At 46.7% G+C, this 22,898-nt stretch carries 15 protein-coding genes and 3 tRNA genes; 6 read left to right on the forward strand and 12 right to left on the reverse strand.

The window, feature by feature from the left end; genetic code table 11:
* Positions 1 to 2 precede the first annotated feature (2 nt).
* Entirely contained in the window at positions 3 to 482 is a 480-nt protein-coding gene (csdE, locus tag ABR397_RS04635; protein ID WP_350304681.1) for a cysteine desulfurase sulfur acceptor subunit CsdE, read from the forward strand.
* Here the strand turns inward: csdE and tcdA are convergent.
* Together tcdA and mltA are read right to left on the reverse strand one after the other, a co-directional pair.
* Positions 454 to 1,266: a tRNA cyclic N6-threonylcarbamoyladenosine(37) synthase TcdA gene (gene tcdA / locus ABR397_RS04640; RefSeq protein ID WP_350304743.1), complete on the reverse strand. Its 813-nt coding sequence runs from the start codon at positions 1,264 to 1,266 to the stop codon at positions 454 to 456. The two genes, csdE and tcdA, sit on opposite strands and share 29 nt — an antisense overlap.
* A gap of 48 nt (positions 1,267 to 1,314) precedes the next feature.
* Positions 1,315 to 2,412, reverse strand: coding sequence for a murein transglycosylase A (gene mltA / locus ABR397_RS04645; protein WP_350304682.1), 1,098 nt, complete (start codon positions 2,410 to 2,412; stop codon positions 1,315 to 1,317).
* A 221-nt stretch (positions 2,413 to 2,633) separates the two neighbouring features.
* On the opposite strand from mltA, the gene ABR397_RS04650 reads away from it, so the two are divergent.
* The 3 genes from ABR397_RS04650 to ABR397_RS04660 all read left to right on the forward strand — a co-directional run bounded on the left by ABR397_RS04650 (position 2,634) and on the right by ABR397_RS04660 (position 2,999).
* Positions 2,634 to 2,710: transfer RNA gene (locus ABR397_RS04650), tRNA-Met, on the forward strand.
* 91 nt (positions 2,711 to 2,801) lie between these two features.
* A tRNA-Met gene (locus ABR397_RS04655) sits at positions 2,802 to 2,878 on the forward strand.
* Between the two features lie 44 nt (positions 2,879 to 2,922).
* A tRNA-Met gene (locus tag ABR397_RS04660) sits at positions 2,923 to 2,999 on the forward strand.
* Between the two features lie 100 nt (positions 3,000 to 3,099).
* On the opposite strand, the gene amiC is transcribed toward ABR397_RS04660, so the two are convergent.
* Positions 3,100 to 4,347 carry an N-acetylmuramoyl-L-alanine amidase AmiC gene (gene amiC / locus ABR397_RS04665; RefSeq protein ID WP_350304683.1) on the reverse strand — a complete coding sequence of 416 codons (1,248 nt, stop codon included), beginning with the start codon at positions 4,345 to 4,347 and terminating at the stop codon, positions 3,100 to 3,102.
* A gap of 245 nt (positions 4,348 to 4,592) precedes the next feature.
* Between amiC and argA the strand changes: the two genes are divergently transcribed.
* The gene (gene argA / locus ABR397_RS04670) at positions 4,593 to 5,927 is read left to right on the forward strand and encodes an amino-acid N-acetyltransferase (protein WP_350304684.1); all 1,335 of its coding nucleotides are present in this window, start codon (positions 4,593 to 4,595) and stop codon (positions 5,925 to 5,927) included.
* Positions 5,928 to 6,075: 148 nt separating this feature from the next.
* On the opposite strand, the gene ABR397_RS04675 is transcribed toward argA, so the two are convergent.
* The 8 genes from ABR397_RS04675 to ABR397_RS04710 all read right to left on the reverse strand — a co-directional run bounded on the left by ABR397_RS04675 (position 6,076) and on the right by ABR397_RS04710 (position 20,025).
* Entirely contained in the window at positions 6,076 to 7,131 is a 1,056-nt protein-coding gene (locus ABR397_RS04675) for a FecCD family ABC transporter permease (RefSeq protein WP_350304685.1), read from the reverse strand.
* Positions 7,128 to 8,138 carry a FecCD family ABC transporter permease gene (locus ABR397_RS04680; RefSeq protein ID WP_350304686.1) on the reverse strand — a complete coding sequence of 337 codons (1,011 nt, stop codon included), beginning with the start codon at positions 8,136 to 8,138 and terminating at the stop codon, positions 7,128 to 7,130. The genes ABR397_RS04675 and ABR397_RS04680 overlap by 4 nt, the downstream gene beginning before the upstream one ends.
* A gap of 2 nt (positions 8,139 to 8,140) precedes the next feature.
* Complete coding sequence (locus tag ABR397_RS04685; protein WP_350304687.1) at positions 8,141 to 8,938, reverse strand: ABC transporter ATP-binding protein; 798 nt, start codon at positions 8,936 to 8,938, stop codon at positions 8,141 to 8,143.
* A gap of 110 nt (positions 8,939 to 9,048) precedes the next feature.
* Positions 9,049 to 10,203: a histidine decarboxylase gene (locus ABR397_RS04690; RefSeq protein ID WP_350304688.1), complete on the reverse strand. Its 1,155-nt coding sequence runs from the start codon at positions 10,201 to 10,203 to the stop codon at positions 9,049 to 9,051.
* A 19-nt stretch (positions 10,204 to 10,222) separates the two neighbouring features.
* On the reverse strand, positions 10,223 to 11,536 hold the full coding sequence (gene basC, locus ABR397_RS04695; protein WP_350304689.1) for a putative histamine N-monooxygenase: 1,314 nt from the start codon (positions 11,534 to 11,536) through the stop codon (positions 10,223 to 10,225).
* Between the two features lies 1 nt (position 11,537).
* Positions 11,538 to 16,019 (reverse strand): amino acid adenylation domain-containing protein, encoded by a 4,482-nt coding sequence (locus ABR397_RS04700; RefSeq protein ID WP_350304690.1) that lies wholly within the window; start codon positions 16,017 to 16,019, stop codon positions 11,538 to 11,540.
* 90 nt (positions 16,020 to 16,109) lie between these two features.
* Entirely contained in the window at positions 16,110 to 17,069 is a 960-nt protein-coding gene (locus ABR397_RS04705; protein ID WP_350304691.1) for an ABC transporter substrate-binding protein, read from the reverse strand.
* A 106-nt stretch (positions 17,070 to 17,175) separates the two neighbouring features.
* A complete protein-coding gene (locus ABR397_RS04710) occupies positions 17,176 to 20,025 on the reverse strand; it encodes a condensation domain-containing protein (RefSeq protein ID WP_350304692.1) in 2,850 nt (949 codons plus the stop codon).
* A 263-nt stretch (positions 20,026 to 20,288) separates the two neighbouring features.
* Between ABR397_RS04710 and ABR397_RS04715 the strand changes: the two genes are divergently transcribed.
* The gene (locus ABR397_RS04715) at positions 20,289 to 22,382 is read left to right on the forward strand and encodes a TonB-dependent receptor (protein WP_350304693.1); all 2,094 of its coding nucleotides are present in this window, start codon (positions 20,289 to 20,291) and stop codon (positions 22,380 to 22,382) included.
* A gap of 151 nt (positions 22,383 to 22,533) precedes the next feature.
* On the opposite strand, the gene ABR397_RS04720 is transcribed toward ABR397_RS04715, so the two are convergent.
* Entirely contained in the window at positions 22,534 to 22,875 is a 342-nt protein-coding gene (locus ABR397_RS04720) for a cupin domain-containing protein (RefSeq protein ID WP_350304694.1), read from the reverse strand.
* Positions 22,876 to 22,898 lie beyond the last annotated feature (23 nt).

Raw genomic sequence — 22,898 nt, forward strand, 5'->3', positions numbered from 1 at the left:
ATATGGCTCAAGCCGCAGAAAACCTGACCGCACCACATCCATTCGGCAAGGAAATTAGCCAGCAACAGCTAGTTGAAACTTTTAACCAATGCCGCCAATGGGAAGATCGCTATCGCCAGTTAATCCTGCTAGCCAAAAAACTGCCTGCACTACCTGACAACTTGAAACAACAGGAGATTGAAATGTCTGGCTGTGAAAACCGGGTTTGGCTAGGACACCAATTACTGTCAGAGGGTTACCTGCATTTTTATGGCGATAGCGAAGGCCGCATTGTCAAAGGCCTGCTGGCAGTGATATTGACCGCGGTGGAAGGAAAAACACCGGAACAAATTTTAGCAACTAACCTGTTGGCGCTGCTCCACCAACTTGGGCTGGAGCAACAGTTAAGCGGCTCACGGTTGAACGGCATGAAATCGCTGATCCATACCGTGCAAAACGCCGCAAAAAATTATACTAAAGCATGCCCTGACGTTGCGCTTTAGCAACCATTTTTTTCAGTGCATGGGAAACCGCAACAAACCCGAAGGTCGCCGTAACCATTGTTGCGGCACCAAAACCCGATGCGCAATCCATACGTTTCGTCCCCTCAGCGGTACTTTTAGCAGCACAAACAGAGCCATCACTCTGTGGATAAACCAACTGCTCCGTTGAGAACACACAATCAATTCCCAACTTGCCTTTACCATTCTTCACAACCTGATAATCAGATTTCAGCCTTTCCCGCAGTTTAGCCGCTAAAGGGTCCTGAATCGTTTTCGCCAGATCAACAACCTGAATTTGTGTAGGGTCAAGTTGTCCACCAGCCCCACCGGTTGTTACCAACGGAATTTTATAGCGACGACAATAAGCCAACAGCGCCGCTTTTGGCCTGACACTATCGATCGCATCAATGACATAACTGAATCCAACCGCCATTATCTCTGCAACATTATCCGGCGTGAGAAAATCATCAATACAAGTAACCTTACACTCAGGATTAATCGCCAGAATACGTTCAGCAATCACTTCCGTTTTTGGTTGTCCAATATACTGTTTTAAAGCATGTAATTGGCGGTTGGTATTGGTGATACAAACATCATCCATATCAACCAGGGTGATCGCGCCTATCCCTGTACGAGCCAATGCCTCGGCGGCCCAAGAGCCCACCCCACCGATACCTACTACGCAAACATGGGAATGAGAAAACAAAGAAAGCGCTTTTTGACCATATAAACGGGCTGTACCCGCAAAGCGCTGCATATATGCATCAGAAAGAGAAGTTTGCATCACTGAATATCAATCCTGAAAACCTGTTATAAAATTTATGGAAAGGAATTACTGATTTACCGTTAGCATAGCAGGCTGCTCTTCTTTCAGCACCCAAACCCGGCCGTAGTGGTTATAGAAACCCGCCGCGATACCAGCCTCATCACCAATACCATGATAGATATCGAAATGATGTCCCTTAATTGCGCCGCCGACATCCAGCGCAATCATCAGGCGCATCTGGTACTGACCGGTAAATTTACCCTCGTTATCCAGCAAAGGTATCTCCGCCAACAATGTTGTTCCTGGTGGAACAAGCATTTTATCAGCGGCCACAGCGGCTTTTGCAATCAAAGGAACGCTACTCGCTCCCCGCACTGAGGCATAAACTTCAGGTTTAAAAAAGACAAATGATGGATTCTGTTCCAGCAGCTTACGAACCTCTGCCTCACTGTGCGATTCAGCCCATCTGCGAATCGCCAGCATAGATATATCTTTCTGCGCAATTTCTCCGCGTTCAACCAACAACCTGCCAATACTCCGATAAGCCTGTCCATTCTTACCCGAATAACCCAAAAAGGTCAGCGGCTCACCGTCACCAAAATCGACATAACCACTGCCCTGCACTTCCATAATAAAATTATCAATCAGAGAATTACTATAGCCAATGATCAGGCTGGGGCTGAGGGCGCCATTGTATATCGCGGCCCGGCTTGGTAAATGATATCTGCGTTTAGACGGCATACGGTACAAGGGATATCTAAACTCCCCCTGTTTAACGCGGCGTGCCTGTAACACCGGCGTATAATAACCCGTGAATTGGACATTACCGTAATTATCCACACCTTCCATCTGGTAAGCGCGCAAATTAAACAGATTTAATTTATTGGTTGCACCGCCAGCCAGCACCCAGTTCTGAACTGCGTCAAAAGTTGAGCTATTATGATTATACAGGCGGGGAGCAGACTGACTAATAAGCATCACCTGCTCTGAAAAATCTTTAGCATTAACCGGCCTGCCCTGCGCATTGGGCTGATTAACCAGCAATAAATCCTGAGTGATATGACCATCTTTATATTGTTGACCTTGAGCCGTTGGACGGGAATGACATCCAACTAACAGTGAAATCACGATCCCACATAGAAAATACTTACTCCAGAATGTCATTGCTGCCTTCTCTCTTACCGACATTGCCTAATGGCGAACAATACCAAACCAACAAAAATAATGAAACTTACCACAAAAAAAATAACTTAACGAAACAGCGATAAAAACGAATACAAAAACACCAACATGCAGCGTAACTAATCAAAAAAGTAACGAAACAAACAATTTTTAATAAAAAAACTTGCAACAGATCTGATCCTGAGTATAGTGCCCGCATCGGACGCGGGGTGGAGCAGCTTGGTAGCTCGTCGGGCTCATAACCCGAAGGTCGTCGGTTCAAATCCGGCCCCCGCAACCAACACAATGAAATAGTTCGATATTTGCGAATGAGGAACCTATTCCGGCAGGTATTAATGATGCAGGAAAACACAAAGTGGGTTCTTAACAGACGCGGGATGGAGCAGCTTGGTAGCTCGTCGGGCTCATAACCCGAAGGTCGTCGGTTCGAATCCGGCTCCCGCAACCAATTTTCGCAACTCAGAGTATTAAAGCGGACAGTATTAAAACGGACGCGGGGTGGAGCAGCTTGGTAGCTCGTCGGGCTCATAACCCGAAGGTCGTCGGTTCAAATCCGGCCCCCGCAACCAATTCTTGATGCATTTCAGCATACAAATTCCCAAAATATCTCCCAAGCAGCTTTCTCATTATCGTAACTTATCGCTTAGTTTCGTTCTAATGGCGGATATTTTACCGCCGTGCTAAATCACCACCATTGCTAAAATACGCTTTGATACCCGCGAAAATGGACTCCGCTACCTGCTGCTGGAAGCGCGCTGTTTTCAGTTTCCGTTCCTCTTCCAGGTTACTGATAAACGCAGTTTCTACCAGAATCGATGGGATATCCGGTGCTTTCAGTACCGCAAATCCAGCCTGATCCACCCGGTTCTTATGTAGTTTATTCACTTTACCCATGCGCTTGAGCACTTCACTGCCAAATTTAAGGCTGTCATTGATTGTCGCCGTCTGTAGTAAATCAAACATGGTATGATCCAGATACTTATCACCGCTTTTACTTACACCACCAATCTGGTCGGCTTCATTTTGCGTTTGGGCCAGAAAACGTGCGGTATTACTGGTTGCGCCTTTAGTAGAAAGCGCAAAAACCGAAGAGCCACGAGCAGCCCGGTTAGAAAAGGCATCAGCATGAATAGAAACAAATAAATCAGCCCGCATCTTACGTGCTTTTGCCACCCGGACTTTTAGCGGGATAAACACATCTTCATTACGAGTCATATACACTTTCATGCCCGGTTCACGCTGAATAATAGTTCGTAATCGACGGGCGATTTGCAGAACAACGTCTTTCTCACGGGTTTTATATTTGCCGATAGCGCCAGGATCTTCTCCACCATGTCCAGGATCGAGCATAATAACAATCGGCCTGTCTTTACCTGCTTTGCCTGACTTCGGTATTTCCGCCGGTAAATCCTCAGCCAAATTACCTTTATTGTACTCTTCAAGCAGAGCAAGTAATGGGTCATCATCCTTATTCGCTCCTGCTGCGGGATAAATATCCAAAACCAAACGGTGCTTAAATTCCGCCACTGGTTTCAAAGTAAACATATGTGGGCTGACCGATTGTTTAACTTCAAACACCAGACGGACCGTTTTAGGATCAAACTGCCCCGCCCTGACCAGTTTAAGATAAGGATCGCGGGATTGAATCTGCTCCCCCATACCTTTTAAGGTATGATTTAATTGCACACCTTCAAGATCAACAACAATTCTATTTGGATTTGTCAGCACGAACTGACGATATTTGAGTGGAATATTGGACTCAAGCGTCACACGGGTATAACTGGATGCAGGCCAAATACGTACTGCAATAATTTTTGATGATGCTGCATAACCCACCTGGGTGACACTAAGCAACCACATTGCTGCGGCTCCCTGCAACAAGCGACGCCGTGACAGATTAAGATCTGAATGACTCATCTACTATTTATTCCATTCATAAAATACAAATATTCAGGATGACTTCCATCCAAAGAAACAGCCAAGTGGAAAACGCTAACCAACCAACATTATGCTGTCATCAGTAATAAGCATTTTATATTTGGCAAATTATTCACGTCCACATGTATATCGCAATGTTTTTGTTTTAATTGCCTCTTGCCATTTCCTTTCAAAAGGAATAAAAATACATAAATTACGAATAAAAATTCAATCGAGAGTCTTTTATGAAAGAACGCAGCACCGAATTAGTTGAGGGATTTCGCCACTCGGTTCCATACATCAATGCACACCGTGGCAAAACGTTTGTTATCATGCTTGGCGGAGAGGCTATTGCTCACGAGAACTTCCCGAATATCATCAACGACATCGGATTACTGCATAGTTTGGGCATCCGACTGATAGTCGTTTATGGCGCCAGACCTCAAATTGAAGAAAACCTTGCAACCCATCATTATGAACCGATTTACCACAAACACACCCGCGTTACCGATAATAGGACATTGGAACTCGTCAAACAATCTGCTGGCTTATTGCAACTGGATATTACCGCACGTCTTTCTATGAGCCTAAATAATACTCCATTGCAAGGCGCAAATATTAATGTCGTCAGCGGTAACTTTGTTATTGCTCAACCTCTTGGTGTTGATGACGGCGTGGATTATTGCCACAGTGGAAAAATTCGCCGTATTGATGAGGCAGCCATAAATCGTCAGTTAGACAATGGTGCAATAGTACTAATTGGCCCTGTTGCAGTTTCCGTTACCGGCGAGAGTTTTAATCTGGCATTTGAAGAAGTTGCTACTCAGTTAGCAATCAAACTACAGGCCGAAAAATTCGTAGGTTTCTGTTCTACTCAAGGCGTACAAGGCAAAGATGGAAAAATTCTATCTGAAATTTTTCTTAATCAGGCGCCGGATCTCATTAAAGAACTGGAAGCTGAAGGTGATTACTATTCAGGTACAGCCTGTTTTTTACGGAGTGCCGTAAAAGCTTGCCGTCGTGGCGTTCATCGCAGCCACTTATTAAGTTATCAGGCAGATGGTTCTCTGGTTCAAGAACTATTTTCCCGTGATGGTATTGGTACTCAAATAGTCATGGAGAGCGCGGAACAAATACGCAGGGCGAATATCAATGACATCGGTGGCATTCTCGAACTTATTCGTCCGCTGGAACAGCAAGGCATTTTGGTTCGCCGTTCAAGAGAACAACTTGAGAGAGAAATTGATAAATTCATCATTATCGAACGCGACAACCTGACTATCGCTTGTGCCGCGCTTTACCCCTATCCTGACGAGAAAATTGGGGAGATGGCTTGTTTAGCGGTTCATCCTAAATACCGGAACGCTTTAAAAGGTGAAGTACTCATGAATCGCATTTCGGATCACGCTAAACAGCTCGGGCTGGAAAAGCTTTTTGTCCTGACTACCCGCAGCATTCACTGGTTCCAAGAACGGGGTTTTGAGCCGGCGGAAATCTCAATGCTGCCAATTCAGAAACAAGAGCTATACAACTACCAACGCCGCTCTAAAATTCTGATGTTAAATTTGGAACCGCAGTAATGAGCTGATTAATGTTAAAAAATAACTCAATCCCATTGAGAAAATATCTTTTGCGGCGATCGATCAAATCGCCTAAACCGGGCTCGATTTTATCTGACTAAAATCAACGGGTTGAATACACGACCAATTGATATCACGCCCCAGACATTCAGCGTTTACGTAATGCGCTCAGCCGCATTGTCAGGATAAACAAGGGCACGCCAATGAGTGTGAAGCTTAACCCGATAGGGAGAAAGACTCCTGAGGGTGCTGCTTTCGTCATGATATCTGCGGTGACGACCAGATTGCCGCCCACCAAAGCGGAAAGAAACAGTCGGGCGCGGCCTGTGGCCGATGAAATAAAGCTAGCCAGATGCGGCGCCAATATCCCCAAAAAACTCAATGGCCCTACTGCGGTGACAGATGCTGCGCTTAACAAGACAGAAAACATCATCAGCAACGGACGGGAATATTTGATAGGCTCCCCAAGGGACATAGCAAGTTCATTTCCAAGCTCATAGCGGTTTAAAGCGGGGCCAGTGATCAGAATTCCGATAATACTCAATAAGAATAATGGCATGAATGATGCGATAATTGACCAACTGGCCTGAAACAATGATCCTTGCATCCATCCAGCAAGATTCAAGGATAACTCTGTCGGAAGATAGAGAATAAGAAAAGAGCTGACAGAACTAAGAACGGACGAAACGGCAATCCCCATCAGTAAAATTGCCAAGCCACTTGCGCGATTATTGCCGACGAGCAAAATCAAAAACAACGCAACAATCAGTCCACCAGCCAGTGCAGCAAGGACGATCAGCATTTTAGGCGCGGAAGGAACAAACGCCAGCAAGACTATGATCATCGTCATAGATCCCTGACTTATGCCAAGAAGGCCGGGGTCGGCCAGCGGATTGCGAGCAATCGGCTGCAAAATAGCACCGGCAAGGGCTGCACACCAACCCACCATCAGCCCCAATAAAATATGAGGTATCCGTACAACCCAGAGTGCATAAAACTGGTGGCGCTCAAGGGAATATCCGAAAAGCATATGCGTGAATTCACGTATACCAACGTCCGTAACCCCGACGTTTAAAGAAATAGCCACGAGTATGATCGTGATGGTAAATAGGTATAAACCGACTTTTATATCACGGGTACGCATCTGCAATCCGTTGGCGAAACGTAATACCCTTTGTCCGTCTGTTGCCTGACCGAAGTTCACAACAATCTCTCCGATGTTGCTGAAAGATAGCGCTTTCTGATGACCCAGATAAAAAACAGCCCTCCCAAAAAATCCAGTAGAATGCCAGTATGTATGACATAAGGCTGGAAGAGTGTCTGCGCACAGAGATTGGCAATCAGGCAAATACTTGCCCCCGTCAGAGCACAGGCTGGCAGCGACAGCATAAAATTCTGACCAACCAGAGGTTTGACAATATGGGGTACAACCAGCCCCACGAAACCAATCAGACCGCATATGGCAACGGCCGAACTGGATGCAACTATGGCTGCAATCAGTGCAATGCGTGAGACAAGCGTTGCATTCACGCCAATCGAAAGCGCCTTTTCGTAACCGAGCAGAATAAGTGTCAGTGGACGTGCCAGTAATAAAAGTATCATCAAGGCCAGTATACCGAACCACCAGAAATGGTGAAGTCTTGTGATATAGACATGATTGATAGCCCCTGCTAGCCAGCTCAAATATTCGGTTCGTAATGCAGGATAAGCAAGAAGAACAGCATTGCTTATCCCAAGATAAAGCATCGCTATTAATGTGCCTGACAGTATCAATAGCAAGTCGCGAGAAACGCCGTTAACGCCAGCCAGGCGAGAGACTGCAAGAGATGACAGAAAGCCGAATAACCCGCCGACAAGGGCTGCTATGCCTTGTAATGTCAGATCGAACTCAAAGCTGATTGCGCCTACTATGACAAACAGTGCCGCACCGGCATTGATTCCCAATGTTGATGAGGAGGCCAGTGGATTGCGGATAAGCCCCTGGAAGACGAGACCACTGCATGCCATCACCGCACCGACATAAACAGAAATCAAGGCCCGTGGCAGTCGCTGGTATAAAATAACTGCCTGCTCATAGTCTTGCGGTTCGGGCTGTGTTAAGGCCGCATAAATTTGCGAAACTGACGCAATATTCACGCCAAAAGAGAGACTAGAAAAAAAGATCAGCAGCAATACAAAAGGTGCGAATATAAAGAACAGTCTGGATTTCATTGTCATACTCCGGACTGATTTTCAGGGTGGTTTATGCCCGGATAAGGCTGACAGATAAGGCTGCCGTTGTAACTGAAAATATCGGCCGGAATATCGAATACGCGCCGGATATTATCTACCGTTATTGTTTTATTGACAGCACCTGCTGCAATAACGCTGCCAGTATTCAGCATCACAACATCATCGGCAAAAATCGTTGTTAGATTTAAATCATGTAGCACTACAACGATGGTTTTTCCGTGCTGGAATGAGAGATCGCGAACCAGTTTAAGCACCGTGTATTGATATTTGATATCCAAGTGGTTCACTGGTTCGTCCATAAGAATGATATCAGTATCCTGTGCAAGCACCATCGCCACCCATGCGCGCTGGCGTTGCCCTCCTGAAAGGGAGTTGACTTGAGAGCCTGCCTTATCGGCCAAGCCGACGATTTCCAGTACATCATGAAACAATTTGCGATCCCGCGAGGATGGCCCGCCGAAAAGCGAACTGCGCCCACAAGCTGTCAGCTCGATCAACTCTCCCAATGTCATGTAATCCGGGCAGTGGCATTCCTGCGGCAGATAAGAGACTCTTCGAGCCAGCGCTTTACGACTTATCCCTGTAATCAGCTTACCTTCCAACAGAATTTCTCCGCTTTTCAAGGGAATGAAACCCATGATGGACTTCAGAAGTGTCGACTTACCGCAGCCATTAGACCCGACGAGTGCAGTGATGCGCCCTTGAGCAAAGTCTACTGACAAATCATGCAATACGGTTTTCTTGCCGTAAGTTGCGGTGATATTTTTTGCTGTAAGCACCAGAGACTCCTTCAGTTTATCTTATATAAAATAAATTACAGTGTAATCATTATGATTTGGCTAGCATACCAAGATCACAGGGTAAGCCCCAATGTAGTTATTTTTACCTCTCACATGACAGCATCCTGCACTTGAACTATCTGGCACGATTCCGCAATAACATCGTTGATTAATGCATCGATTTTACTACTGTCGTGATGATGCGCCGTGGTGATTAGATGTGCAACATCCCCCGACGTTGCCAAACAATGCTTCTTCCAGACGGCTGCTGACGGGCATGGAAATACCACCGTAATGGAGTTGTCATGACGCCAGGCGTCTATCCCGGCAGCACGAAAACGCTTGACGGCATATTGTGCCATCTCCAGGCAGTGTTTGGTGCGGCGCTGCCAATCGGCAAACGAGTGACTGCGAATGGCCGCCCACATCATTAGTGGTGTCTGACCATTACGTGAACCTGAGATGGTCTTGTCCTGAGCCGAAATGTAATCAACATCGACTGTAATTCGCTCAACGTTTTTCCGTTTTGCAACAACAATCCCGCAAGGAATGGGGGAACCTATCATTTTGTGCCCGGAGACACAGATGGAGTCGATACCATCTGCAAAGGTAAAAGGCTGCGGGTTATCTACGAACGGCAAGATCATCCCACTTAAGGCAGCATCGGCGTGTAGATAGTAATTCTCGCGAGCGATACCGACTTGCTGCATACGTTGTTGAATGATCTTTATGTTATCCACCGCACCGCGCAATGTCGTGCCGATATTGGCAAAGATGATTGGATGTGGTTCCTTATGAGCGATGATCTTCTGCATCAGGTCATTATCATCTATCTCACCCGTGGGTAAGGATTCTACTAAACAAGATTTGATACGCAGTAACTTGACGATTTTTGCCACCGAATAATGCGTATCTTTTGAATAATAAAGTGTCCCCTCCGGGAATAGTTCTCGCCCAAGATAGCAGCCGAACATATTACCTTCCGTTCCTCCGTTGGTAACATAACCCCAACTGTCTTCGAAAGGGATTTTGAACAGTTCAGCAAAATATTTCATGACCTCTTTTTCGAACTCAAAAGAGTTTAAGAGATAGTTGCACTCCGCTCCCCAGTCACCACAATTGTTGATAGAGAACCGCATGAATCTCTGTAAATAAGAATAATCAAAGTCTGAGGACTCAGGATAGCCGATATTGAAATACTGGTTTTTAACACAGTAATGCCAAAACGCATCTAGCCTGTTCTTATCGGCAAAGGACAATGTCATCTTTATCTCCTGTATCGTATCACTCTGGCAGACCAAAGCTCTGGAATGACGAGTTTTGAGGCAAGCGATAATACTCTCGTCCAAGAAGCTGGTTGGCAATAATCCCATTGCGATACGCCCCAAGCCCCAGATCGGGAGAGCCAATACCGTGCTGAAAAATCTCAGCATTCTGGACGAAAATCAGGCCTTTTCCTTTGTCAAGGCGCTGAGCACTGAAGTCCTCTTTTACAATAAAATCGCCGTAATCGTCGGTTGCAAGCACGGTATTTTTGAGTCCTTCTAACCATTCGGGGCTGGTATGCTCATAACCTGTAGCAGCGACAATAGCATCGGTTTCAATGACGCCGACTTTATCGAGATGCCGATGACGAAAAACGACCCGCAACGCCTCAGAGTCTCCGGTGTTTTCTACCTGCTCGACTTCGCAGTTTGAAACAAGCAAAAGTCCTGGATCACGGCCGCCGATGGAGCCTTCATATAAAATGTCGAAGATATCTGCGATAGTTGAGGTGCTGATACCTTTATAAAGTCCCCCTTGACCCGCCACGATCTTGCGGCGTTTCTCTCTTGTTATACGGTGAAAATGGTTCATGTAGGCCGGCGTGAAACATTCCTGACCGAGTTTCGACGACTCCATAGGATGAAAACCGGCAGATCGCGTGATCCACTGGATTGAAGCACCAGCCTCTATCATTTCAGGCGTCAACGCATTGTGGAGCGCCAGCACGCATTCAGCAGCACTTTGCCCTGAACCAATTACCGTGACACGCCTGCACGTTGAGAGTTGTGCACGTCTGTTTATGAATTCCGCCGAATGAAAAATAGGCGCTTTGGTCTGGATTTTAGCCCACTCAGGCAGAAACGGAGCGGTGCCTATACCGATAGCCAGGTGACGACTGCAATACTGGTGCGTCGGTCCCGTATGAGACTTACTTTCAATAATGAAATGATCGGAAACCGGATCATAAGCCACATCAATAACATTTTCACCGAACTGGCAGGAGGGAAGCCGCTGCGTCACCCAGCGGCAATAATGGTCATATTCCTGGCGTGGGATCTGAAAGTTTTCATAATAGTAGAATTTGTAAAGACGATCATGTTCATGAAGATAATTAAGAAAACTCAGAGGGTGTGTAGGCTCTGCCATTGTTACTAGATCCGCGAGGAATGGAACCTGCAGCGTTGTACCGGGTAACAGGAGCCCCTCATGCCAGCAAAACTCAAGCTTACGTTCGAGGAAAAGGCTGGTCAGATCAGAATGTGACGAAAGCAGTGCCGCCAATCCCAGATTGAAGGGGCCAATACCAATACCGATCAGGTCAATATTATTCATATTAATAATCCGAGCTGTTTTCTAACATTTTTCCATTAAGATGCTGTTCGACTTCTGCCACGTTACGACAACGCAGCAATTGCGAGAGCGAAAGCACGATCGCAAATTTCTCATAGATCAGTGCTGAAATTGTTTTCAGATGCTGAGGACGCAGCCCCATGCTGATGAAGTCGCTGTCTCCATCGATGTGGCTAGCGTGTGATTGACCGAGCACGTCCAGATAGATTTCCAGCACCTTCTTTTTCATCGCTGTTTCTCGCACAGGGAAAGAGTCGCGCCGAATAGGTGGTTGCTCATGCACCGATTCCGTCAGCAGGCTGCATGCTTTAGAGCGATCAGGCTTGCCATTTGGTGAGAGCGGTAATTCGGCGACCGTCAGGATCCGTGTTGGGATATGCGATGGCGGCAGACATTGGCAGGCATATTTGCGCAATTCTGCTCCTGACAAAGCATCCTCTTGTAGCGGCACATAAAGTACGCCGATGGAAGTTTCACCGTGCATTTCCTCGCCATAGTCCACCACAAGAACATGCTTAACCGACGGGTGGCGAACCAGTTCATTCTCGATGTCCGGCAACGAAATACGTACACCACGCACCTTGACATAACCGTTGACACGGCTATCAAAGACAATAATGCCATCACGACGATAATGCCCGTGATCACCGGTCCGGAACGCGCGGATCTCTTCTCCGTTCGTATCCTTGATGGTCACAAAATTGGTTTGGGTGAGGCTTCCGTTTTCCAGATAACCCAATGCGACATTGACGCCTGCCGTATGAATAAGGCCAGTAACACCTACCGGACAATGATCGCCACGCCCGTTTAGCAGAAAATAGCTGTTAGCCGGTAAGGGCCTTCCATAAGGGATCAGGCTAACGTCGTCCAGCCCTATTTCATGCCATATACTCCATATAGTCGTCTCTGTTGGTCCCCCCAACGAAATCAACCGTACTGACGGCAGCAGTGTACGCAGGCTGCCAATAACAGCTGGTTTGATGTAATCGCCACCCTGAGCAATCAGTCGCAGGCTTTTCAATTCATTTCCCTGGTGACACGCGAGAAGCATTTCCAGAATAGCGGGCACAGAGCACCATAATGTCACCTTGTGCTTGGCAACTAACTGGTTCCAGCGTAGTGCATCTTTTTCTTCACCGATAGCGGGAAGAACAAGGGTCGCACCTACAGTCAGGCAGCCAAAAACGTCGAAGACTGACATATCATGATGCAAAGGCGTGACAGAAATAAAGACATCCCGGTGCGTTACGGACCATTTGTCAAGAGTGCTGGTGATGACATTCGATGTTGATTTATTGGATAAAACAACGCATTTCGGCCTTCCGGTTGTCCCAGATGTGTAGAGGTAATAAGCGGGTGCTTCGCTCGATGAGAGAGCGTCAAGCATAAGCGGGAGTTCCGCCAAGGGCTCGGCAGACAAGAGTTTTTCAGGTGTTTCTACTGGATGTTCAATCCCTTCTCTTTTTGTCGTTACCACAAGATCTGGATGACAATTTTCAAGGAGATAGCGCAGTCGCTCTGAGGGCGAATCTGCGTCTATCGGAACCCAGATCACCCCCGTCAACGCACAGGCTAGGGTCACAGCCGTGTGCTCGGGCCCACGGTGCATACAGAGGGCAACGACACTACCCTTGGAAAGCCCTTTCTCCATGAAAGCTCCCATTATTCGACGCACATTACGACCCAGTTCGGCGTAGCTGACATACCTGTCGCCACTGATAAGCGCCGTTTTGGTGTTTTTGTTGTCGAAGATATTGGCGGCTATCCGGCTAAGAAACCGCCCACAGTGAAAATCAGCTTCAATGCCGTTCAATCGATAGTGGTTCGTATCGATAATCTCCTGCGCCGAAATTGCGAATACGCCTGAAACTGCGATAGCCTGTATTGCCTTGTCTATAGCTCCTAAAATGTCTCGAACGAGAGCTGGTTCAATCGCCGCAGTGGCATAATCGATGTCAAAGATAAGCGCTTTGTCTGCATTGATCGAAAAACGAATATCCATCGCGACTTGTGGTGTCTGCGTCAGCCCACTATGCCACTGCATACAACTGTCCTGACCTGATACCGGCCACGAAAGTCCGTTGGTAATCACCACCGGTAAAACAGGGCCAGCACCATGCTTTTCAACCAGAAGCCGGGTAATGTCTATACCTGAAAATGCAAGATGTTCTAGCCCTTCCAGCACATCATTCTGTAGGGTGCTGGCTCGCTCAGAAAGGTTACCCTGCTCAGCATTCCAGTTGACCACAATAAAACTTGAATGATTACATAAAACACCGGATACCTGCGGCGCGACGGGAACACCGATGAATAAACTCTTCTCTTCGATCCAATGGGACATAACCTCAAGTACCAGCGTCATGATAGTAGAATTCTTGAAAAGCATTTGTTTGGCGCCAGCTTTCGACACTGCGATATAATCTTCCCGTGCTACAATCAGGCTTTGCCGTGCATAGAGGGAAGTACCTATTTGCGCTAGTGGTTTTGTCCACGGAAATCGTAGTGGACCGCTGACTGCCTCAAGCTTTGTTTTCCAATACGCTTCATCCATCTTGCGCCTTTCAGAGATATCTTCTCCATCCAAGGGGGAATCAGTATCCGCCACGATTGATACCTTGCCCTCGAAAAGCTCTACCATCAGGGCGGCTATCGACCGTCCATCAAGGATCAGTGCGTCGAAACGAACAAATGCGATCAGATTATCCTCTTCCGGTTTATTCTCCGGCAAACGGAACAGCGTGATATCCCACGGAGAGCGATCCAAGTCGAAAAGCGCATGTGCGAATTCTTCACGGTGGTTTTCCACATGACGGAGTGCCTCTTCCCGTGACAGGATGCTCAGGTCGATTTGCTGTAAATTGATATCCACTTCTGCGCTAACATATTGGACGAGTCGCTTTGCATCTATTCGAGTGCGCAAACTTTCATGACGTTGAACCATGTCCGCTAGGTGATTTTGCAGATGTGCCAACTCCATGCGTCCGCGGTACTCGCGAAATTCTTGCATCGCAACGCCACCAAGCGGTAATTCTGCCCGCCGCCCAAGTAGATATGCCAGTTGCAGGGAGGTTAATGGTTTTTCCATACGGTTCTTCCGGTCGATTTTTACAGTAGAGTCAGTAGTTCTGATTCTGGCTATCGGTGATGGGGCTGTTATTTCATCGGGTGAATGTATTGCCTCATCGAAGCGTTGCGGATCTGTAGCGATTTCACGGACGAAATTGACAAAACTGTCGAACATTGGGGTTATCCATTCTTCTGGCAGTATATCCAGACGAATGTCCCAGTTGATGAGAATACCACCGTCGGCGGAAGCAACTTGTGCGTCAAGCGCAACTTGCGGACCTTGTGAAATAACCCAGTTCATGGGACCAAATGCGCGCCTGACACGATCTGAGAGAAGCTCTTCCCCCGGTATATCCAGTGCCGCAGTGAAGACGACAGGAGTCAATTGCGTCGCGCCATGATGCCGGGAAAGATCGCGCATCAGATTCACACCAGGATAAGCCGAATGGGCAAGCAAATCGGTCAGTTGCCCGCCAAGTCGTTTACAAAGGTCAGCAGGGCTTTCAGCTTCATTGATATCCACGCCGACGATGAGCACATTAGAAAAATCGCCGACGATCCTCTCCACGCCATCCACAAGGGGGGAACGCCAGAACATCGGCACATTGAGCCGAAAGCATTTATCTCCGGTATGCCTTCCAAGAACAATAGAGAAAAGTCCCAGCATCAAGCTCGACATGGTTACCCTGTGTGTTCGGGCAAGCCTTTTCAACGCCTGACGTTCGTCTGGCTGGAGCCATGCCGCCAGCCGATGGCTGCGAACCTGATTGGGCAAAGTTTTGTTAATAGGCAACACGGGGGCCGGCGGAATGTGCGGAATACGTGAGCGCCACCAGATTCTGTCCCTTTCACGGGCAGCTTTTAGATAGGGTTCGGTGCGCACCTGGTCGCACCAGTTGAAATATGACTCGATTACCGGAACCGGCTGATCCGGGTTATCATAAAATATCGCCAGATCCTCCATTAATACCCTGAAACTCGAAGGATCGATAGCTATCATATCTGTATCGACATGCAGGCGAAATTTGCCGCCATCCCGCAGACTGAGCGAAAAACGGGACGCCTGACCGGAAGAAAGATCAAGTTTCTGATGGGTCCACTCCACGCGTTTAACAAGAAGTAACCTTGTCTCCTCTTGTGCTGGTAATCCCCTAAAATCCTCAATCTCCAGCAATAACGACTCACCGAATGGAGCAACAGACTGAAGCCCTTCAGCGCTGACACAGAGTCTTAGCATGGGGTGCAGAGAACAAACGCGTTCCAGAGCCTGTTTAAATCGTTCTACCTCAATGTTATAGCCGTCGAACTCAGCATAAAGATGCGCGGCAACGCCTCCCAAATCGGTCTGAACGTTACGCCCGACCCAGCAGGCTGCCTGCATTGACGTTAATTCTCTCATAGTTTATTCATGTAGTTGAAAAATTCTGATTAGTAAGAGCAAGTATAAAAATAAGTTGAATTCACATAGCCTCTGGCGGACTGGATCATTTTATTGCTTTGTCTTAGCCCATTCTCCCACGGCTCTGAGAGTATGTTCCGCACTAGCAAACGTGGGGGTAAAAACTTCGCCTGTGTTAAGAAAAACAATCCGTTTTTCGCGAGCGGGTTTCATATAATGAGTCCATCCAGGCACAATCCGATCAAGTGCAGAGCGAATAGCGTTCTCATCGAGCTCCTTGCTGCCCCAACTGTTGAGTACGACCAGAACGTCCGGATTGAGTTCGCCTAATTTGTCAGCGCTCAACTGTAAAAGCAGTTGAGATGAGGTGGCCGAAAGACCGCCTTGTGCCGAAAGATTCAAACGGGTGAAACCAAGATCTTCCAATGCTTGAGTGAAACCGGTTGCTTCGCCGACGACATTGATCTGATCTGTTACAAGGATCGGCAAATAGGTCTTATTAGCCAGATTTTCCGGCAAAAGGGCGCGTGTTGCTGCTACGCGTTGTAAATACATATCCCGCCGTTTTTGAAAATTCTGCTCACGTCCGGTAAGTTTGGCCAGATTTTCTTCAATATTGAAATTATGGAATTTTCCAGAAAGGAAATTTTGTAGATAAACAGGAGCGACCGTTGAAAGCTGTTTTACCTTGTCAACATCGAATTCTGTTCCAATAATGAGGTCGGGTTTAAGCGCGTAAAGTTTTTCCAGATCGATCTCTCGGCCAGAACTGATGCCTTGTGGTTTTGTGTACCCTTTACCGAGCACACTATCGACGAAATCTGCACCAAACTGATAGGTGCCATCTTCCGAACGGCCATAACTGCCGACCGGTTGAACGCCCAGTTCCATTAGGGGCAGACCGATAGCTGGCTCGCTCATCACCACAATACGTTGTGGTTCCTCAGGAATAACGACTTCCCGTCCCATAGTATCCGTGACCTGCCGCGTTGCGGCAAAGGCCGATGTTCCCATCAAGCACAGTAATATGACAGTAATAGCAGATTTCATAATATTTTCTCTTTCAGAGCGAAATAGGGTTATATGGCTCGGTCAGGCAACAAACCACCCTTGACCGAACCACATCCATAATGGTTGGTTCATCACCCCATAGACATCACACAGGAACTTGAGCAAGAGGGAGGCTTGAGACCTCAGGTGTTGTGAAGAATGCGAAAACTTTATCTATTGTTTCACAGATGCGCTGAACGTGTTCTTCAGGGTAACGATCCGCACGGTAAGTTATCACCAGTCGCATTATTCTTTCTCCATCAATGACATCTTCCATGATCTCGAATTGAAGACCGAACATGGATTCTTTTTTATCGGGATCGATTTGCCGGTAGCGTATATCGTTACCAGACGGGGTCTTAAGGGCGCCATTCAGCGCATTATTGGCATGAATCTGAATATAAACGTCGAATATCAGGCCATCCTCAGGTGTCATCCCTAACGATTGTTGAATAAGATCGAGCGGTATATCCGCATACGGCATGGAATTATTGATAGTGTCTCTGGTGTCTTCGATCAGTGCGCCGACGGGTTTCTCTGGATAGAACTGCAACCGATGAGCAACCATGGTGGTAAAATAACCTACTGTTTCATAGGTATCGGGATCGGTACGACCCGACGCAGAGGTACCTATCACGATATCCTTCAGATTGCCAAGCTTGTGCAGCGAAAGCGCAATTGCAGCGTAGACGACACTGAACAGGGAAGCATTATTTTGCCGAGCAAATGAATAAAGACGATGAGTGATTTCAGGTTTAGGTTTGTACTCGATCCAGCCGGCTTCTGACGAACTTTCATGCGCAGTGATAGTCTTCCGGTTGTCAGATAAGGCGAGTTCTAACCCGCGCGTTGCATCACGCAACATGTTAGTCCAGTAATCGAGATGCTTTTGATTAAAACCACCTGTCTGCTGTTGCAGAGCAAACTTATGGAATGACAATGCGGTTTTTTTCCAGACAGGAGACATACCTGCGGAACGCGCTAAATAAGCCTGGGCAAGTTCTTCCATCAGGACGTTCAACGACCATTCATCAATAACCATATGATGAACGAGGAATGACAATATTTGACGTCCGGTTTCTGGATTGCGGATCAGCCGTATTCTGATCGGCAATTCGCGGGAAAGATCGAATTTATAAGCAGCTTCGTCATCAAGATGTACACCTTTGCTTTCGTGACTGCGCCAGAACCACTTATCATTGGTCACGTCCGACATGGCGACAATCTGCTGACAGACCTCACCATTTTGAACATGGAATAGGGTGCGCAGGCTGGAATGACGCTCGATAAGATCAGAAAAAGCCTGCTCAAGGAGCGTTTCGTCAACCTCATCAAGAAAATCCAGCGCGAATGGCAGGTTGAAGATGGTGCCAAATTCATAAGCGTTATAGGCATTCCAAAGAGAGGTTTGTGCGAGTGCCAAGGGTGCCGTCAAACGATCGTTTTGCGTCTGCGCCGAAGGCTCCGCGTCCTTACTCTGATTTGTTATCACTGCACGTGATGCCAAGGCGGCAGCTGAAGGGTGGCTGAAGAAATCACCGAAGTGCACTTCCAGCCCGTGCGTGCCAAGTAGCTTACCGATAATGCGCGTTGCCAGCAGAGAATGACCGCCACAGTCAAAAAAATCATCATCCAGTGTCATATCTGTAACGGCCAAAGTTTCACGGAACTCTGACAATATGATCGCTGCTATTTCATCAGTACCAGCGGAGATCTCCTTGCCAGGGACGTTGTGAGCAGAATGCACCGCAGTGCCAGACACAAAGTTCGCGACTAAACCCGCAATAGCACCTTCACCGCCTTTAAGAAACGACACAAAACGATTTAGCAGAAACTCGCCGGTATGACCGGAAATCGCCTGGCCGATTGTTAATATAAGGCTAATTTCTTCTGTACCTTCACACTCTGTTGCCAGTTCAAAATCAGGACGCATTTCATAGGTTGGCAATAGGATGGGCTGGCTCAGTAAGCTCTGTTGTTCAACCAGACCGTTCGGACGAGATAGCAACCGAACATATACCCAAGACTCATCACTCCCTGTTACGGGAGTACCAGAGAGAAGATTATCTTCGTCTGGTTGCTCCTGAAGCCTATCCATGACGGATTTGATGTTCTGTGTTTCCGCCATGCCACACTCGATAATAATGCGGCGGAAACCGTCCGGCTGTAACAGACAAAGTGCAATCTTTTCTTGACCACCGAGCAGGCCAATGAACTGAGCGAATCTGACTGAAATCATAGCCGACACACAATGGGGCAGTCTGTCGCGAGAAAGGGACGTTTTCAGTTCATTAATTTTAAGTCCTGTTTTCCAACGCAGTGCGAACCGATCTTTATTCAGGTCGGCTGTTACATCAAAAGAGGAATGAATGATGCTGTTCTCACTATTGCAACAGCGTAGCCAGGATACGAGAGAAATCGCCTTTCCGTCGAAAGGTAGTAAGGAGACACGTTTTAGGGATGGGGGCTCTACACAGTGACCGGCATAAGCGCGGATCAGTATTTCGAGTATCTCGTTTTCATGACAAGTTTGTGCCAATATCTCGTGCAAAATAAGAGATAAAACAACTTCATTATTTTTTTGTATTATCAATACCTTAAATGGCGGATGTCGCTCAGGGACCCAAGCAGATGCTTGCACAGCCAGTATCTGCTTGATCATGTCTGTATGTGAGCTGGCATGGGAAAACTCAAGGCATGCCTGCCAGCCCACAACTCGGGTTTTATGCAACTCACCGTCATCATTTAACTCATAGCGTACGTTCAGAGCCGGTATTGCTTCAATAACAGACTGAATAGCATGAACCATCATTGAAATATTCACATTGTCATGAAGCCGCCAGGCTGAGAGCTGCTTGAGAATTCGGCCAGGGTTTTGTTGCTGTAGTAGCCAGATATGTTCTTCATAACGGGATACGGATATGTGCGATAACTTTCCTGAATCAATATTCAACATGGATTTTCTCGTTTTATCAAACTGAACGATCATTTTTTACAATGCATTAATACGAGCCAATATCTATTAAATGCCACATAGGAGGGCTAATGCTGCCCACAGGATGTGCGCTTCAATGGCTGCTGTATTTGAAACGAACTGACAAATATACAATTGACAAATGAAGAGGTTAACATAATATTGTTAGCCTGTGAATGATAATGATAATGATAATGAGAATGAGAATTATATCTATAAAAATAGTCACACCTATTGGTGTAAAGATGGGGAATCTGCTTTTTTCACGCAGAAAAGTGTTACTTAGCAGTGCGATTTTGTTTTCCTTATCGTCCTTGGGAGGCCAAGCTATCGCTTTGACTCAAACAGAGAAAAACAAAACGGGGAGCGATGACGCCGATGTCATCACGGTAACGGGTGAAAAAACAGAAAGAACTTTGCAGAGAACGTCAAGTTCAGTCACGGTTATCTCCAGGCAGGAGATACAGAGTAAGCCTGAGGCGACAACCATCGTTGATATTTTGCAGGGTACACCCAATGTGCTTTATACCAGCAATACAGGTGCGCCAAGTATCCGCGGTATTGAGACAAACGGGCCTCTCGTAGGAGGAAATACCTTTCTTTCTAAACCCATACCACGAGCGACCATCAGTATTGATGGGCGTTATATCAGCTCCGCAGAATTTAGTTTGGGGAGAGGGCCTGTTTGGGACGTGAATTCAGTGGAAGTATTCCGTGGCCCACAAACGACGACACAGGGGGCGAATAGTATCGCCGGTGCGGTTATTATCAAGACTAACGATCCCACCTTTACCCCCGAATTCGATGGGCAGATTCTATACGGAAGCCACCAAAAGAAACGTGCTTCCTTTACTGTCAATGGCCCATTGACAGAAGATCTCGCAGTACGCCTCGCCATGGATTACAGCGGCAGAAATACATTCATTAAATATACCAATCCCCGTTTCTTTGATTCTGATATGAACAAAGATTTCGAAAATCTGGATGTTCGCGTTAAGGCGCTTTGGCAACCGCTGGATAGTCCTTGGTTGGTCAAACTGACCTACTCCCATATGACAGCAAAAAGTCCGGATAGTGAGTCGGCGTCGTTGCCCTACAGCGATTTGAAAAACTCGACTCTAAACACCAACAGAGCTAAGACCAATAGTAATATCGGTATTTTAGATCTTCAATATACGTTTGAAAACGATATGGTGTTCTCCAACCAGCTCCAATATTCTGCATCGCAGTATCGTTACACTTTCACGAAGATGCTTCCAGGTATCGCGAATCGCGATTCGAACAATGTTTCCAACGAAATGCGTTTGAACTTCGGTGATGAATATTCAACCTGGAGTGGAGTGACAGGGCTCTATTACTCGCGTGACAAGGCCTGGAATGTGCTTGATAATCTGTTGGGCAAGGCAGACGCCGATCTGACTAACACCAGTGTCGGCCTTTTCTCAGAGACTACCAGGCGTTTTGCGGAAAAATGGGCTCTGACTGGCGGTTTGCGTTATCAATATGACCAAGTCAAGCATGAAGGGGTCACCAGCTATGTACCTGGTGTCTATCATGAATATAGCAAAGGATTCCATGCTATTCTGCCGAAAGTTTCTCTCGCCTATGACGTTACTGACGATATAACCGTCGGTACTCTGATAAGCAAAGGCTATGCGCCGGGTGGTACAGGTGTGAATTTCTCTGGGCATTCCTATTACACCTTCGCTCCAGAGAAGGCTTGGAATTACGAGTTGTTTGCGCGTGGTAAAGCGCTCAATAACCGATTGCTGGTAACCGGTAATATTTTTTATACAGATTATAGAGGGTTCCAGAGTTCTGTAGAGGATTACACGAAAGACAGACCTAACGGTTCTATCCTTGTCAACGCCGACAAGGCGGTAACCTATGGACTTGAGCTGGGGGCAGATTATCAGGCGCTGGACAATCTTCGCCTACGCGGTGGGCTTGGATTGCTTCATACCGAAATCAAAAAATTCGCCGATTATCGAGGCAACTTGTTTGAAGGAAAACAATTCGCTAAAGCGCCTGGCTACATGTTTAACGTCGGTGCTGACTGGAACATCACCGAAAAAGTTCGTCTGAATGGCAATCTTCGTTACGTGGATCATTACTTCTCAAATGACCAGAACAATCCCGAGTTGCGCGTCAGTTCCTATTTAGTTTCCAATCTCCGTTTATCATATAATCCGACCAACAATCTGGAACTCTTTGCTTACGGAAATAACATCTTTGACAAACGTGTGCCGACATACAAATACCATGATCGTACGGCTGGGTCTTCAGGATACATGCTGGAACCGCGTGAAGTGGGTATCGGTGTGAAAGTACTTTTCTAAAAAATCAGCATTGACCGCGCCGATTTGTAGGTGGTAGGAGCAGGGGGGAGCTAATCAGTCGCTCCCCCCTGTTTCCATCTCAAATCACGCGTGGCACTTATTATCTGAATTCATTATCTGAATTCACGACCTGACAATGTTTATTAATAATTTATTGGCCTGAATTCGCGACTATATATGGTTCTATTAATAGCAGCTTGGTTAATTCCTTGGACGAAGGCTTACTTTCTTCCCCTTTAGGTACCACAAAAAACTCACCTTGCTTTATTATTACGTGATCATTTTTAAAATCTATACGGAGTTCGCCTTCAATAACCATAAATACCTTGTCTTCATCTTCATGTGTGTGCCATAGAAAATCACCCTCAGCCAGCAATATGATTATCTTATATTCGCTTGTTTCAGCTATCACCTTCGGTGACCAGATTTTTTCTATTAAATCAAACTCTTGTTTTAAATTATTGACTTTTCTCAATGCTGCAATATGGCTCATGTTATACCCCTTTTCTTTAACTC

Source organism: Photorhabdus viridis, assembly GCF_040256935.1.
Lineage (GTDB): Bacteria > Pseudomonadota > Gammaproteobacteria > Enterobacterales > Enterobacteriaceae > Photorhabdus > Photorhabdus viridis.

Coding starts and splice junctions, on each gene's coding strand:
- csdE (WP_350304681.1), top strand. CDS start 3: ATGGCTCAAGCCGCAGAAAACCTGACCGCACCACATCCATTCGGCAAG.
- tcdA (WP_350304743.1), bottom strand. CDS start 1,266: ATGCAAACTTCTCTTTCTGATGCATATATGCAGCGCTTTGCGGGTACA.
- mltA (WP_350304682.1), bottom strand. CDS start 2,412: ATGACATTCTGGAGTAAGTATTTTCTATGTGGGATCGTGATTTCACTG.
- amiC (WP_350304683.1), bottom strand. CDS start 4,347: ATGAGTCATTCAGATCTTAATCTGTCACGGCGTCGCTTGTTGCAGGGA.
- argA (WP_350304684.1), top strand. CDS start 4,593: ATGAAAGAACGCAGCACCGAATTAGTTGAGGGATTTCGCCACTCGGTT.
- ABR397_RS04680 (WP_350304686.1), bottom strand. CDS start 8,138: ATGAAATCCAGACTGTTCTTTATATTCGCACCTTTTGTATTGCTGCTG.
- ABR397_RS04690 (WP_350304688.1), bottom strand. CDS start 10,203: ATGACATTGTCCTTTGCCGATAAGAACAGGCTAGATGCGTTTTGGCAT.
- basC (WP_350304689.1), bottom strand. CDS start 11,536: ATGAATAATATTGACCTGATCGGTATTGGTATTGGCCCCTTCAATCTG.
- ABR397_RS04700 (WP_350304690.1), bottom strand. CDS start 16,019: ATGAGAGAATTAACGTCAATGCAGGCAGCCTGCTGGGTCGGGCGTAAC.
- ABR397_RS04705 (WP_350304691.1), bottom strand. CDS start 17,069: ATGAAATCTGCTATTACTGTCATATTACTGTGCTTGATGGGAACATCG.
- ABR397_RS04710 (WP_350304692.1), bottom strand. CDS start 20,025: ATGTTGAATATTGATTCAGGAAAGTTATCGCACATATCCGTATCCCGT.
- ABR397_RS04715 (WP_350304693.1), top strand. CDS start 20,289: ATGGGGAATCTGCTTTTTTCACGCAGAAAAGTGTTACTTAGCAGTGCG.
- ABR397_RS04720 (WP_350304694.1), bottom strand. CDS start 22,875: ATGAGCCATATTGCAGCATTGAGAAAAGTCAATAATTTAAAACAAGAG.